Source organism: Promicromonospora sp. MS192 (assembly GCF_049532985.1).
Lineage (GTDB): Bacteria > Actinomycetota > Actinomycetes > Actinomycetales > Cellulomonadaceae > Promicromonospora.
Map to the genome: position 1 here is coordinate 1201879 of NZ_CP186693.1, position 14403 is coordinate 1216281.

Annotated in this window: 13 protein-coding genes; 9 read left to right on the top strand and 4 right to left on the bottom strand. The window is 73.0% G+C overall.

What is annotated here, in order from left to right; genetic code table 11:
- Positions 1-340: 340 nt before the first annotated feature.
- Positions 341-592 (top strand): DUF4190 domain-containing protein, encoded by a 252-nt coding sequence (locus tag ACO229_RS05385; protein WP_423464049.1) that lies wholly within the window; start codon positions 341-343, stop codon positions 590-592.
- A gap of 37 nt (positions 593-629) precedes the next feature.
- On the opposite strand, the gene ACO229_RS05390 is transcribed toward ACO229_RS05385, so the two are convergent.
- Positions 630-2027: an FAD-dependent monooxygenase gene (locus ACO229_RS05390; RefSeq protein ID WP_423464050.1), complete on the bottom strand. Its 1398-nt coding sequence runs from the start codon at positions 2025-2027 to the stop codon at positions 630-632.
- 106 nt (positions 2028-2133) lie between these two features.
- On the opposite strand from ACO229_RS05390, the gene ACO229_RS05395 reads away from it, so the two are divergent.
- The 5 genes from ACO229_RS05395 (at position 2134) to ACO229_RS05415 (ending at position 8442) form a co-directional block, all read left to right on the top strand.
- Positions 2134-2706 (top strand): TetR family transcriptional regulator, encoded by a 573-nt coding sequence (locus tag ACO229_RS05395; protein WP_423464051.1) that lies wholly within the window; start codon positions 2134-2136, stop codon positions 2704-2706.
- A 215-nt stretch (positions 2707-2921) separates the two neighbouring features.
- Positions 2922-4547 carry an ABC-F family ATP-binding cassette domain-containing protein gene (locus tag ACO229_RS05400; protein WP_423464052.1) on the top strand — a complete coding sequence of 542 codons (1626 nt, stop codon included), beginning with the start codon at positions 2922-2924 and terminating at the stop codon, positions 4545-4547.
- Between the two features lie 84 nt (positions 4548-4631).
- Positions 4632-5639: a chitinase gene (locus tag ACO229_RS05405; RefSeq protein WP_423464053.1), complete on the top strand. Its 1008-nt coding sequence runs from the start codon at positions 4632-4634 to the stop codon at positions 5637-5639.
- 170 nt (positions 5640-5809) lie between these two features.
- On the top strand, positions 5810-7141 hold the full coding sequence (locus ACO229_RS05410; RefSeq protein ID WP_423464054.1) for a ricin-type beta-trefoil lectin domain protein: 1332 nt from the start codon (positions 5810-5812) through the stop codon (positions 7139-7141).
- A complete protein-coding gene (locus tag ACO229_RS05415; RefSeq protein ID WP_423464055.1) occupies positions 7141-8442 on the top strand; it encodes an alginate lyase family protein in 1302 nt (433 codons plus the stop codon). The genes ACO229_RS05410 and ACO229_RS05415 overlap by 1 nt, the downstream gene beginning before the upstream one ends.
- A 167-nt stretch (positions 8443-8609) precedes the next feature.
- On the opposite strand, the gene ACO229_RS05420 is transcribed toward ACO229_RS05415, so the two are convergent.
- Entirely contained in the window at positions 8610-9083 is a 474-nt protein-coding gene (locus ACO229_RS05420; RefSeq protein WP_423464056.1) for a DUF6314 family protein, read from the bottom strand.
- Between the two features lie 75 nt (positions 9084-9158).
- On the opposite strand from ACO229_RS05420, the gene ACO229_RS05425 reads away from it, so the two are divergent.
- Positions 9159-11255, top strand: a complete 2097-nt coding sequence (locus tag ACO229_RS05425) for a M3 family metallopeptidase (RefSeq protein WP_423464057.1) — start codon at positions 9159-9161, stop codon at positions 11253-11255.
- Between the two features lie 96 nt (positions 11256-11351).
- A complete protein-coding gene (locus ACO229_RS05430; protein ID WP_397417241.1) occupies positions 11352-12689 on the top strand; it encodes a M20/M25/M40 family metallo-hydrolase in 1338 nt (445 codons plus the stop codon).
- 18 nt (positions 12690-12707) lie between these two features.
- Here the strand turns inward: ACO229_RS05430 and ACO229_RS05435 are convergent, their stop codons facing one another.
- Positions 12708-12923, bottom strand: coding sequence for a DUF5703 family protein (locus ACO229_RS05435; protein ID WP_397417243.1), 216 nt, complete (start codon positions 12921-12923; stop codon positions 12708-12710).
- Positions 12924-13040: 117 nt separating this feature from the next.
- Between ACO229_RS05435 and ACO229_RS05440 the strand changes: the two genes are divergently transcribed.
- A complete protein-coding gene (locus tag ACO229_RS05440) occupies positions 13041-13364 on the top strand; it encodes a primosomal protein (protein ID WP_397417245.1) in 324 nt (107 codons plus the stop codon).
- 22 nt (positions 13365-13386) lie between these two features.
- Here the strand turns inward: ACO229_RS05440 and ACO229_RS05445 are convergent, their stop codons facing one another.
- A complete protein-coding gene (locus ACO229_RS05445) occupies positions 13387-14358 on the bottom strand; it encodes an aldo/keto reductase (protein WP_397430387.1) in 972 nt (323 codons plus the stop codon).
- Positions 14359-14403: the final 45 nt, after the last annotated feature.

Here is a 14403-nt window from a genome sequence, read left to right on the forward strand (position 1 = left end):
CGGACGAGCCGCAGAGCCCGCCCGGTCCACCGCAGCCGGGGTTCCCGCCCGGCCCGCAGCCCCAGGACCCCTCGGGTACCGCACCGTTGTACGGCTCTGCTCCGCAGCCGCCGTACCCTCCGGCCCCGCCGTCGTCGTACGGCCAGGTCACGCCGTCGGCGTACGGGCAGGAACCCCGGTCCCCGTACGGCCCCGGCCCCCAGCCGCAGTACCCGTCGGGCCAGCAGCCGCAGTACCCCTCCGGTCAGCTCCAGCCGTTCACTCCGCAGGGCCCGCCCCGCGCTACGGTGCTCCGCCGCAGTACGTCTACGCGCCCGCCCCGCCGAAGAACGACCTCGGCGTGTGGTCCCTCGTGACCGGCATCCTGAGCTGGGTCGTCTGCCCGTTCGTCCTCGGCGTCGTCGCCATCGTCACCGGGAACGCCAGCCGGAAGGCGGTGCAGGAGGGCCTGGCGAACAACCCTGGCTCGGCCACGGCGGGACTCGTCCTCGGCTGGATCAACGTGGCCCTGATCGGCGTCGCGGTGCTGGTGTGGGTCGCCTTCCTGGTCCTCGGCGTTCTTGGGGCGGCCCTCTCGGTGACCCAGGTCTGAGCCGGGTCCCGCGCGGTCGAGGGCTCCCGCGCCGGCGTCAGTCGGCGTCGGCGACGTAGCCGTCCGGGCGGACCAGCAGCGTGGTCGCCCCGCCGTCGGTCCGGCGGGCCTCGACGCGTTCGGCGCGGTCGACCTCGCCGAGTGCGGCGGGCAGGTCCGCGGCGGGCGCCCCCGCCGGGGCCACGAGCACGAACCGCCCGGCCCGCAGCACCTCGGCGAGGCGCGTGCCGCCCTCCAGCGGCAGGTCCCGGGCCCGGCTCCCGACCAGCGGGTGTGCGCCGCGCGGGCGGCGGTAGGCGACGCCCAGCGCCGAGACGGTCAGCGCCGCCCGGCGGCGGACGGGGGCCACGTGCGACACCGCCCCGACGACGGCACGCCGTGCGGCCGCGGCCACGGGACCCGGGATGGTGGCGATCCGCAGGATGCCGCCGCTGACACGCAGCACCTGCCGGCCGACGGGGTGCCGTTCGGCCTCGTACGAGCCGAGGAGGGCGTCGCGCGCGCCGGCGGGCAGCCGGAGCGCCGCGGCGAGCTTCCAGCCGAGGTTCGCGGCGTCCTGCAGGCCCGTGTTCATGCCGAGGCCGCCCGCCGGGCTGTGCACGTGCGCGGCGTCCCCGGCGAGGAGCACGCGGCCGGCGCGGTAGGTGGGCGCCTGCCGCTCGTCGGCGTGGAACCGCGACAGGAAGCGCGCCTCGGTCATGCCGTAGTCGTCGTGCAGGGTGGCGCGGGCGACGGCACGGACCTCGTCGAGGTCCACCGGCACGTCCTCGCCGACGTCGCGGTTGCCGTGCCAGCCGATGAACCGGTACCAGCCGTCGCCGAAGGGGGCGAGGAAGCCCAGGGAGTCGTTCTCCGCCGCGACGGTGAGGACGTCGTCGGGCCGGCGGGCGAGCCGGACGTCCGCCAGGACCATCGAGCGGATGACGGCGTGCCCGGGGAACGGGATGCCGACGGCCTCCCGCACCGTGGACCGGGACCCGTCGGTGCCCACCAGGTACGCGCCGCGCACCGTCGACCCGTCGGCGGCCGTGACGGTGACGCCGTCGTCGTCCTGGGTCAGGCCGGTCACCGCGGTGTCGTGCCGGAAGACGGCGCCCGCGGCCTCGGCCCGTCGCCGCAGCAGCCGCTCCACCTCGTACTGGGGCGCGATGAGCACGTACCCGAACCGCGAGGGCAGATCACCCAGGTCGAGAGTGAGGCGCTGGAAGAGCCGCAGGCTCCGCACCGGGGTGCCCTGCGGAAGCAGCTCGTCGGCCAGTCCGCGCGCGTCGAGCACCTCCAGGCTGCGGGCGTGGACGGCGAACGCCCGGGTGAGGTTGCTCAGGCCCGCCGGGCGCTTCTCCAGCACGGTGACGCGGGCCCCCGCGGTGGCGAGGTCTCCGGCGAGCAGGAGGCCGGTCGGCCCGGCTCCGACGACGATGACGTCCGTGTCCATGGTGTCCTCCTCCACTCGTTGCCAACACCTGTTGGCCAACGCTTGTTGACAAAGGTAGCGAGTCCGGATGGCGAAGGTCAACAGGTGTTGGCATACAGTTGTTGGCATGACTGGGCCCGAGACTCCCCGCCGTCGCTCCGACGCCACGCGCGCCGCGATCCTCGAGGCGGCGCGGGAACGCTTCGCCTCTGACGGGTACGAGCGTGCGACGGTGCGCGCGATCGCGCACGACGCCGGGATCGATCCCTCGATGGTGATGCGCTACTACGGCTCCAAGGAGGGCCTGTTCGCCGCGGTGATCGACGTCGAGCTCGACTTCCCGGACCCGGACGGCATCGGCCCGGACGCCGTCGGCGTGGTGCTGGTGACGCACTTCCTCGACCTCTGGGAGCGGGACAGCGTGCTGCGCACCCTGCTCCGGGTGGGCGTCACGAACGCCGCCGGCTCGGACCGCCTGCGCGACGTCTTCCGGACCCAGCTCGTGCCCGCAGCCCGGGCGTTCGGTCACTCCGCGGCCGACGCCGACCGGCGCGCCGCCCTGGTCGCCTCGCAGGTGCTCGGGATGGCGCTGGTGCGGTACGTGCTGCGGTTCGAGCCTGCCGTGGACCTGACACGCGACGAGATCGTCGCGTGGCTGGCCCCCACCGTGCAGCGGTATCTCACGGCCGCAGAACCGTGAGGGCGCCCGGGCGGCGCGGATCACGTTGCACGCCCGCGTGCGTCGTGGCAGGCTGTGCACGCTCCTGCGGGTGTGCCGCGTGTGTGAGGGAGCGATCCGAAGGACTGTGATGACAGGCATCTCCCGGTACGAGACCACCTCGCGCTGACGCCTGCCCTGCTGCACCACCTGCGGTACCCGGCGTCGGCTCACAGCCACCACCCGGGAGTCCTTCGATGTTGTCCACCCCTTCCGTCGTGCTGCACGACGTCACTTTCGCCTGGCCTGACGGCGCCGTCGCGCTCGATCACGTCTCGGGCGCCTTCGGCCGTGGTCGCACCGGCCTGACCGGCCTGAACGGTGCCGGCAAGTCCACGCTGCTGCGCCTGGTCGCCGGCCTCCTGACGCCCACCTCGGGCCGGGTCGTCCTGAGCGGCGCCGCCGACTACCTGCCGCAGCGCATCACGCTCGACACGCACACCACCGTCGCCGACCTCCTCGGCATCACGCCCGTCGTGCGCGCGCTGCGCGCGATCGAGTCGGGCGACGTCGACGAGGCGCACTTCGACACCGTCGGCGACGACTGGGACGTCGAGGAGCGTGCGGTGGCGCTGCTCGCCGCCACCGGGCTGCCGACCGGCCTGGACCGGTCGGTCGGCACCCTGTCCGGCGGCGAGGCGATGCTGACCGCGATCACCGGGGTGCGGCTGCGCCAGTCGAGCGGCGGCGGCACCGTCGCGCTGCTCGACGAGCCGACCAACAACCTGGACGGCGACGCGCGCGAGCGCCTGTACGAGCTGGTGCGCGGCTGGCGGGGCGCGCTCGTCGTCGTCTCGCACGACCTGGCGCTGCTGGAGCTGATGGACGACACGGCCGAGCTGCGCGCGGGGACGCTGACCACGTTCGGCGGCCCGTACTCGGAGTACCGGGCGTGGCTGGAGGTGCAGCAGGAGGCGGCCGAGCAGGCGCTGCGGTCGGCCGAGCAGACGTTGCGCCGGGAGAAGCGCCAGCGGATCGAGGCGGAGGAGCGGATCGCGCACAGCGAGCGCAAGGGCCGTAAGGACGCCGCGAACAGCAAGTACGTCAAGGCGGTCATCAACGACCGGCGCAACAGCGCGGAGAAGGCGGCCGGTTCGCGTCGCGGGATGCTGGACGACAAGGTCGATGCGGCGCGGGCCGCCGTGGACGCGGCCGAGCGCGCGGTGCGGGACGACGACCGGATCTCGGTGGACCTGCCGGACCCGGGCGTCCCCGCGGGGCGGCGGCTGGCCGTGCTGCGCGGCGCGGACGGCCGGGAGGTGGTGATCCAGGGTCCGGAGCGGGTGGCCCTGACGGGCCCGAACGGCGTGGGCAAGACGACGCTCCTGGAACGCCTCCTGTCCACCCCCGGCACTCCACGGGACGGGTGGGGCGGGGCGGCCGCGTCCGGAGAGGTCGTGACCGAGCGGGTGGCCTACCTGCCGCAGCGGGTGGACGTGCTGCCGGAGGCGGCGTCGGTGCTGGACGCCGTTCGCGCGGGTGCGCCGCACGTGCCGCCGGGCGAGCTGCGCAACCGGTTGGCCCGGTTCCTGGTGCGGGGCGCCGCGGTGGACCGGCCGGTGGCGACGCTGTCGGGCGGGGAGCGGTTCCGGGTGGCGCTGGCGAGGCTGCTGCTCGCGGACCCGCCGGCGCAGCTCCTGGTGCTGGACGAGCCGACGAACAACCTCGACATCGCCAGCACGGACCAGCTGGTGGCCGCGCTCGCGGCGTACCGTGGCGCGCTGCTGGTGGTGAGCCACGACAGGGCCTTCCTGGACCGGCTGGACCTGGACGCGGAGATCCGGCTGGACGCGGAGGGCAACCTGACGCAGGTGCGGAGGTAGCGCGCCGGGTACGGGATAACCCTGATGTGCCATATTTCACCCGGGTTGTACGGTCTCCTTACTTAGTGACCGAACCTCCGGGAGATGACGATGAAGACGAACCCGAGGCGCCTCGGCGTACTCAGCGCGCTGACCGCGGCGGTCCTCGCCGCCGGTGGCATGGCGGGCGCCGCCGCCATGGAGGTCAGCGGGCCCCGGGTCGAGCCCCAGGCCGAGGTGGCCAAGATGCCCGGCGCGCCGTACCTGTACCTCGGCTGGGGTGACCCGCAGAGCGCGACGGCGGTGATGAGCGAGACCGGCGTGTCGGCGTTCACGATGGCCTTCATGCTGTCGTCCGGTGGCTGCACTCCCGCGTGGGACGGGCAGCGGCCGCTGACGGGTGGCGTCGACCAGCAGACCATCGACGCCGTCAAGGGCGCGGGCGGTCAGGTGCAGATCTCGTTCGGCGGCTGGTCGGGCAACAAGCTGGGGCCGAACTGCTCGAGCCCGGAAGCGTTCGCGGGCGCGGTGCAGCAGGTCATCGACGCGCACGGTCCCGACGTCGTGGACTTCGACATCGAGAACACGGACGAGCTGGAGGACTACGCGGTCCAGGACCGCATCCTGCAGGGCATCGCCATCGTCAAGCGGGACAACCCCGACGTGCAGGTCGTCGTGACGATCCCGACGTCGACGACCGGGCCGGCGGGAGCCGGGGCGCGCCTCATCACGCGTGCCGCCGAGCTCGGCACGCCGATCGACAACTACACGATCATGACGTTCGACTTCGGCGGCACCGACATGGTCGCCGACACGATCAGCGCGGCGCAGGGCCTGCGCGACCAGCTCAAGGCCGCGCACGGCTGGTCCGACGCCGAGGCGTACGCCCACTCGGGCATCTCAGGGATGAACGGCGTGTCCGACGTCGGAGAGACCACCACGCCGGCGCAGTGGACCGAGATCCGCGACTGGGCGAGCGCGCAGGGTCTGACCCGGTTCGCGTACTGGGCGGTCAACCGGGACCGTGGCTGCGAGGGTGGCGGCGTCACCTCCAGCTGCAGCGGCATCGCGCAGGAGGACCTCGCGTTCACCCGGATCACCGCCGGGTTCTAGGCCTCCGGCGCTCCTGGGCCGCTGTCGGGTACCGCCCGCCGGCGGCCCCGGCATGTCCGGGTGCGTGAACCTGTGTGGTGCCTGTACGGGGAAGCCCCAATGTTGCGGGCATCAAAGAAGTCGTACGTTCTCTTCACTTACAGCCTTGAAAGTTGAAGAGGAGGACGACCATGCAAGCACGTCTACGGCGCCGTGTCCTCGGTGGCCTCGCGACGCTCTCCCTGGTGCTCGCCGCGGCGCTCGCGCTGGGCGGCCCGGTGCCCGTCGCGCAGGCCGCGACCGGCGCGATCACCGGGTACGGCGGCAAGTGCGTCGACGTCGCGGCGGCGAACCCCGCCAACGGCACGCAGGTACAGCTCTACGGCTGCAACGGCACGAGCGCCCAGACCTGGGACGTGCGCTCCGACGGCACGGTCCGTGCGCTCGGCAAGTGCCTCGACGTGGCCGACGCCGGTACGGCGAACGGCACCCGCGTGCAGATCTGGGACTGCAACGGCACGGCCGCCCAGCGGTGGACCGCCGGTGCCGACGGCACCCTGCGGGCCCTGGGCAAGTGCCTCGACGCCACCGGGCCCAGCTCGGCCGACGGCACGCCGCTGCAGATCTGGGACTGCTTCGCCGGTGACAACCAGCGCTGGGCCCTCCCGACGGACGGCGGGAACCCCCAGCCGAACCCGGCGAAGATGCCGGGCGCGCCCTACCTGTACCTGGGCTGGGGCAACCCGCCGAGCGCGACGTCGGTCATGAGCCAGACGGGCGTGCGGGCCTTCACCATGGCGTTCATCCTGTCCTCCGGAGGCTGCAACCCGGCGTGGGACGGCAGCCGCCCGCTCACCGGCGGCGTCGACCAGCAGACCATCAACGCGATCAAGGCCGCGGGCGGCCAGGTGCAGATCTCGTTCGGCGGCTGGTCCGGCAACAAGCTCGGCCCCAACTGCTCGACGCCGGCCGCCTACGCCGGAGCCGTGCAGCGGGTCATCGACGCGCACCAGCCGCACGTCGTGGACTTCGACATCGAGAACTCGGACGAGTTCGAGAACACGGTCGTGCAGGACCGCATCCTCCAGGGCCTGACCATCGTCAAGCAGAACAACCCGAACGTGAAGATCGCCGTGACGATCGGCACGGGCCGCAGCGGCCCCGAGGGTGCGGGCACCCGGCTGATCAACCGGGCCGCGCAGCTCGGCGTCCCGATCGACAACTACACGATCATGCCGTTCAACTTCGGGTCCTCGAACATCGCGCAGGACACGATCAACGCGTCCGAGGGGCTCAAGAACCAGCTCAAGGCGGCCCGCGGCTGGACGGACGCACAGGCGTACGCGCACATGGGCATCTCCGGCATGAACGGGAGCTCCGACCAGGGCGAGATCACCACCACCGCCGCGTGGACGCAGATCCGGGACTACGCGCGGAACAACGGCCTCACGCGACTGGCCTTCTGGTCGGTCAACCGCGATCAGCCCGGGTTCGAGTTCACGCGCATCACGGGAGGCTTCTGATGAGGATCCGCAGCAGGAAGGCATCCGTCCTGGTCACGCTCGCGGTCGCCGTGGGCCTGGTGCTGCCCGCGGCGACCGCAGGGACCGCGGCCGCCACGCCCGGGCCGCGCGCCGCCGTCGGGCAGCAGGCGCCCGCACTCCCGGGCGTGGTGCCGGACGTGGTGCCGGACGCCGGGTCCGGTGCCGTGGCCGCCGACGTGCCGACCACGTTCACCCACCCCGGCGTGCACGTCAGCGCGCCGCAGCTCGCGTTCGTCCGGCAGCAGGTGCAGGCCGGGGCGCAGCCCTGGCGCAGCGCGTACGACGCGATGATGGGCAGCCGGTACGCGTCGCTGTCGTACACCCCGCACCCGCGGGCCGTGGTCGAGTGCGGGTCGTACTCCAACCCGAACTACGGGTGCACCGACGAGCGCGAGGACGCCATCGCGGCGTACACGCACGCCCTGGCCTGGTCGATCACGAGGGACACGCGGTACGCGAACAAGGCGATCTCGATCATGAACGCGTGGTCGCCGGTCATCCGGGACCACACCAACTCCAACGCCCCGCTGCAGACGGCGTGGGCCGGGTCGGTGTGGCCGCGGGCCGCGGAGATCATCCGGTACACGGGCGCGGGCTGGGCGGCGGCCGACGTCGACCGGTTCGAGACGATGCTGCGCGACGTCTACCTGCCCGAGGTGATCAACGGGTCGAACAGCAACGGCAACTGGGAGCTGTCGATGATGGAGGCGGCCGTCGGCATCGCGGTCTTCCTCGACGACCGGAACGCCTACGCCTCGGCCCGGCAGCGGTTCCTGGTGCGGGTGCCCGCGTTCATCTACCTGACCTCGGACGGGTCGGTGCCGCGCACCGTGCCGGGCTCCGGCCGGGACACGCCCGAGGAGATCTTCTCCTACTGGCACGGCCAGCGGACGCTGGTCAACGGCCTGGCGCAGGAGACCTGCCGCGACTTCACGCACACCGGCTACGGCATCTCGGCCATCTCGCACGTGGCCGAGACCGCCGCGATCCAGGGCGACGACCTGTACCCGCAGGTGGGGGAGCGGCTGCGGCACGCGCTCGGGTTCCACTCGACCTACCAGCGGGGCACGGCGGTGCCGTCCTGGCTCTGCGGCGGCTCGCTGCACCTCGGCCTCGGCCCGGTCACCGAGGTCGGGTTCAACGCCCTGCACAACCGGCAGGGCTTCGCGATGAGCAACACCCAGGCCCTGACGGAGTCCACCCGCCCGGCGGGCACCAACAACCTGTTCGTCGCGTGGGAGACCCTGACCCACGCGGACAACCCGAACGTGCTGCCGTGAGGACCTGACCGGGCGGCTTCGGCCCCCGGTATCGCGGGGTCGGCAGCGTGCATCGCGAAGTCGGCAGTCTGCCTCGAGGTCGGCACAGGCCTGTGCCGACCTCGAGGCAGACTGCCGACCCGGTTGGCAATGCTGCCGACCTCGGCGAGCCGCGGGACAGAGGTCCCTCAGGGGCGCGCCATGTACCAGGTGTGCATCAGGTAGTCCTTCTCCGGCCCGGTCACGTGCCAGCGCAGCTCCCACGACGACGCCGTCCGCGCCGGCACCTCGATCCCGCCCTGGTACAGGTCCTGCCCGCACAGGTGCTCGACGGCGCCCGCGGTCCACGGGTGGAAGTCGCGGCCGTCCTCGAAGGTCACGCGCCACGGCGGGTCGTGGTCGCCGGCCGGGTCCCCGGACGGCGCGTCGTCGTCCGACCTGCCCGACGGCGCCTGCCCGCGCCGGTCACGCACGATGAACAGCGTCCGCGTCACCGGCGTGCTGCCTGCCGCCCAGCGCAGCGTGCCGTGCTCGGCCCAGCACACCCGGCCGTCGTCCTGGAGCGAGAACCGGGCCTCGCCGTCGGCGGTGTACTCCGCGCCGTCCGCGTGCCGGATCTCCCGCCGGAAGTCCCAGGTGCCGACGAGCTGCAGAGGATCCACGCCCCGACCCTAACCGCTCCCGCCCGCCCGGAAAGCGTGCGCCCACGGCCCCGCCGATGGGTGAGGATGTTCCCCATGACCTCGACGCATGAGACCACCACGCCCACGGAGCTGGACCCGGCCAACCCGTTCGCCGCGCCGTCCACCCTCCCGTACGGGCTGCCCGACTTCTCCGCGATCCGCGAGGAGCACTACGAGCCGGCGATCCTGGCCGGCATGGCGGCCCAGCGCGCCGAGGTCGAGGCGATCGCCACCAACCCCGAGCCCGCCACCGTCGAGAACACGCTGGAGGCGCTGGAGCGGTCCGGCCAGCTCCTGGGGCGGGCCGCTCGTGCGTACTTCAACCAGCTCCCGTCCGACTCCACGCCCGGCCTGGAGGACATCCAGGAGCGGCTCGCGCCGCTGTTCGCCGCCCACCAGGACGCGATCACCATGGACGCCCGCCTCCATGCGCGGGCCAAGGCCCTGGCCGACGCCGCCGCGGCCGGCGACCTGGAGCTCGAGCCCGACACCGCGTACCTGCTCGAGAAGCTGATGACCCAGTTCAAGCGCTCCGGCATCGAGCTGTCCGAGGCCGACCAGGACACGCTGCGCGATCTCAACGCGCGGATCACGACGCTGGAGGCGAGCTTCGGGCGCAAGCTCCTGGCCGGCGCCAACGAGGCGAGCGTGCTCGTGACCGACGAGGCCGACCTCGCCGGGCTCTCCGCCGACGCCAAGGCCGGCGCGCGCGCCGCCGCCGAGGCGCGCGGCCAGGACGGCTGGCTCCTGGAGATGCAGCTCTTCACGCACCAGAACGTGCTCGCCTCGCTCGAGGTCGCGGCCACGCGCGAGCGCGTGCAGAGCGCCTCCATGGCGCGCGGTGCCACCGGCGGCGAGAACGACACCCGCGAGGTGCTCCTGGAGCTCGCGCTGCTGCGCGCCCGCCGCGCGCAGCTGCTCGGCTACGAGCACCACGCCGCGTACATCGCCGACGACGCCACGGCCGGCACCACCGCCGCGGTCAACGAGATGCTCGGGCGCCTCGCGCCCGCCGCCGTCGCCAACGCCCGGCGTGAGGCCGCGGAGCTCGCGAAGGTCGGCGGCTCGGCCGACGGCGTGGCCGCCGCCGACTGGTCCTACCTCAACGAGGCCGTGCGCAAAGAGCGCTTCGACCTGGACGACGCCGCCCTGCGCCCCTACCTCGAGCTCGAGCGCGTGCTGCACGACGGCGTCTTCACGGCCGCCGGCCTGCTGTTCGGCCTCTCCTTCGTCGAGCGCCCCGACCTGCCGGGCTACCACCCGGACGTCCGCGTCTTCGAGGTGTTCGACAGCGTCGAACCGGGGGAGCCGAACACCGGGCTGGGCCTGTTCCTCGGCGACTTCTACACCCGCGAGTCGAAGCGTGGCGGCGCCTGGATGGACAGCCTCGTGGTGCAGAGCGCCCTGCTGGACGAGAAGCCCGTCGTGGTCAACAACCTCAACATCGTCAAGCCGCCGGCCGGCGAGCCCACGCTGCTGGTGTGGGACGAGGTGACCACCCTCTTCCACGAGTTCGGTCACGCGCTGCACGGCCTGCTCAGCGACGTGCGCTACCCGTCGCAGTCCGGTACCTCCGTGCCGCGCGACTTCGTCGAGTACCCCTCCCAGGTCAACGAGATGTGGTCCTGGGAGCCGGAGATCCTGAAGTCCTTCGCGGTGCACCACGCCACCGGCGAGCCCATGCCCGCCCAGTGGGTGGACACCATGCTGGCCTCCCGCGTCTGGGGCGAGGGCTTCTCGACCACGGAGTACCTCGCCGCCGCGCTGCTCGACCAGGCGTGGCACCAGCTCACCCCCGAGCAGGTGCCGACGTCGGTCGACGACGTGCTGCCGTTCGAGGCGGCGGCGCTCGCGGCCGCGGGCGTGGACTTCGCCTCCGTGCCGCCCCGGTACCGCAGCACGTACTTCAACCACATCTTCGGCGGCGGCTACTCGGCGGGGTACTACTCGTACATCTGGTCCGAGGTGCTCGACGCCGACACCGTGCAGTGGTACGCGGAGAACGGCGGGCTCACGCGCGAGAACGGGGAGGCGTTCCGGCGCAAGCTGCTCGCCCGCGGCGGGTCGCAGGACCCGCTGGCCTCGTTCGAGGACTTGCGGGGCCGTGCGGCTGACATCACGCCGCTGCTGGAGCGGCGCGGACTGGCCTGACCTCGCGGAGCGGGCCGCTGACTCGCCGCGCCGTGCAGCGAGTCAGCGGGCCGGTCGGGATTCCGGCAGGTTGCCCGGCCGGTTACCGTGGCCCCTGTGACTGAGACTGTGCCGACTTCCGCGCCCGTGCCCACCGCCGCCGACGAGGTGGTCCGGATCTGTCAGGAGCTGATCCGGTTCGACACCTCGAACTACGGCACCGACGACGGGCCGGGGGAGCGGGCCGCGGCCGAGTACGTCATGGAGCTGCTGCACGAGGTCGGCCTGGAGCCCGAGCTGTTCGAGTCCCGGCCGGGGCGGGCGTCCGTCGTCGTGCGCCTGGAGGGGCAGGACCGGGCGCGGCCCGCGCTGGTGCTGCACGGGCACCTGGACGTGGTGCCGGCCGCGAAGGACGACTGGAGCGTGGACCCGTTCGGCGGCGAGGAGACCGACGGGCTGCTCTGGGGCCGTGGTGCCGTGGACATGAAGGACATGGACGCCATGATCCTGGCGGTCGTCCGGCAGATGGCGCGTGAGGGCCGCAAGCCCGCCCGCGACGTGGTGGTGGCGTTCTTCGCCGACGAGGAGGCCGGCGGGGTGCACGGCGCCCGGTGGGCCGTGGACCACCGGCCCGACCTGTTCGAGGGCGCCACGGAGGCGATCTCGGAGGTCGGCGGCTTCTCCGTGGAGGTGGGCGGCAAGCGCGCCTACCTGCTCCAGACGGCGGAGAAGGGCATCGCCTGGCTGCGGCTGATCGCCGAGGGCCGCGCCGGGCACGGCTCCCAGATCAACGAGGACAACGCGGTGGCCGAGCTCGCCGCGGCCGTGGCCCGGATCGGGCAGCACGCCTGGCCGTACACCATCACGCCCACGGTGGACGCGCTGCTGCGCGGTGTCGGCGACCTCACCGGCCTGCGGGTCGACCTGTCCGACCCGGCCTCCGTGGACGAGCTGGTCGCGGCGCTCGGGCCGGCGGCGAAGTTCGTGGGCGCCACGGTGCGCAACACGTCCAACCCGACGCAGCTCGCGTCCGGGTACAAGGCCAACGTGATCCCCGGCCGGGCCGAGGCGACCGTGGACGTGCGGCTCCTGCCGGGCCAGGAGGAGTCCGGCATGGCGACGCTGCGCGAGCTCGCCGGGCCCCGGGTGCGGATCGAGCCGATCCACCTGGACACGGCCCTGGAGGTGCCGTTCAGCGGGTCCCTGGTCGACGCCATGGTGGCGGCCATCGACGCCGAGGACCCGGGGGCCACGGTGCTCCCTTACACGCTCTCGGGCGGCACGGACAACAAGTCGCTGGACCGGCTGGGCATCACGGGCTACGGGTTCGCGCCGCTGCGGCTGGAGGGCGACCTCGACTTCGCCGGGATGTTCCACGGCGTGGACGAGCGGGTGCCGACCGACGCGCTGCGGTTCGGCACCCGCGTGCTGGACCGGCTGCTGGCGACCTGCTGACGCGGGTGCGCCGCAGGGTCAGAGGGTCGAGCGGACCCGGATGATCTTGCGGCGCAGCCAGACCTTGCGTCTGCCGCCGATGTAGAGAAGAGTCCTCGCCAGCTCCCAGCGGCCGTACTCGGCCTCCTCGGTGAGCACCTTGCGGGCGTCCGGCACGGTGGTGCCCGGTTCGAACGTCACGACGCGGTACTCGTACTGACTGTGCTTGTGCAACAAGGATCCTTCTCTCGCCATCTGATGCACCGTCCTCGGGTCGCGGGTGAGGTCAGTTTATGCCGGTTTCGTTGCAGTGCGATGACAGCCACGGATTTCGTCTGCCCATTGTGGCCCACGGGGCGCTACCTTCAAGGCATGACCGTTGAACCGCGTGCCGCGCTCGATCGCCTCATTGCCGCACTCGAGGCCCACCATCACGCGGTCGCCACTCGCCGGAGTGACGACGACCCCGCCGTCGACGACGCCTACGACGTGCTCGCCGACGCCTACGAGGTGTACGAGGAGTCCCTGGCGACGGTGTTCGGCGAGGTGACGCCCTTCTACCTGGCCGACGAGGTCGACGACGACGAGGACGAGGACGACGACGAGGACCTCGACGACCTCGACTTCGACGACGACCTCGACGACGCGGACGAGAGCGCCCAGGAGGACGAGCCCCAGCCCGCACGGCAGGGCTGAGCCGGGTCCGGCACGGGTACGGTCACCAGCGCTCCGGGTAGCCGAGGTCGGGGGCGGACACGTCGTCGAGCGCGGCGTGCACCTCGTACGGCAGCTCCAGGGTCGCGGCCTGGAGCGACGAGCGCAGCTGGGCCGGCGTGCGCGCGCCCAGGATCGCCGACGCGAGGCCGTCGCGCTCCAGCAGCCACGCCACGGCGACCTCCCCGGGCGTGCGGCCCAGGCCCTCGGCGGCCGTCGCCACGGCCTCGACGACGGCGGACGCCGAACCCTCCAGGTACGGCTGGACGAACCCCGCGAGCGCCCCGGCGGCCCGGGAGTCCGCCGGAATGGCGCGCCGGTACTTGCCGGTGAGCACGCCGCGCCCGAGCGGCGACCAGGCGAGCAGGCCCACGCCCAGGGCGTCGGCGGCGGGCAGCACGTCGCGCTCCGCGCCGCGCTGCAGCAGCGAGTACTCCAGCTCGACGGCGGCCAGGCCGACGTCGGGCTCCAGCAGCGTCGCGGCGCGGGCCGTGGCCCAGCCGGGGTGGTTGCTCAGCCCGACGTACCGGGCGCGCCCGCTGGTGACGGCGATGCGCAGCGCACCCGCCGTCTCCTCCAGGGACGTGTTCGGGTCGGGGCACGCCACGAGGAACAGGTCCACGTGGTCGGTGCCCATGCGGGCCAGCGACTCGTCGAGGCTGTCGAGCAGGCCGCCGCGGGAGGCGTCCACGACGCGACCGGGGCCGTCGGGCCGGGCCTCGGACCGGATGCCCGCCTTGGTGGCCAGGACGAGCTCGCGGCGCGCGACCTTGCCCGACAGCAGGGTGCCGATGACCCGCTCCGCGTCGCCGTCGGCGTAGCTGGCTGCGGTGTCGAGCAGGGTGCCGCCGGCGTCGAGGAAGTCCCGCACCTGCTCCGCCGCGTCGATCTCGTCGGTGTCGCGGCCCCATGTCATGGTCCCGAGCCCCAGCTCGGAGACCCGTAGGCCGGAGGTGCCCACGCGCCGTCGTTCCATGTATGGAAGGCTACCCGCGGCCGTCGCGGGTGCGTCCGGAGGCGC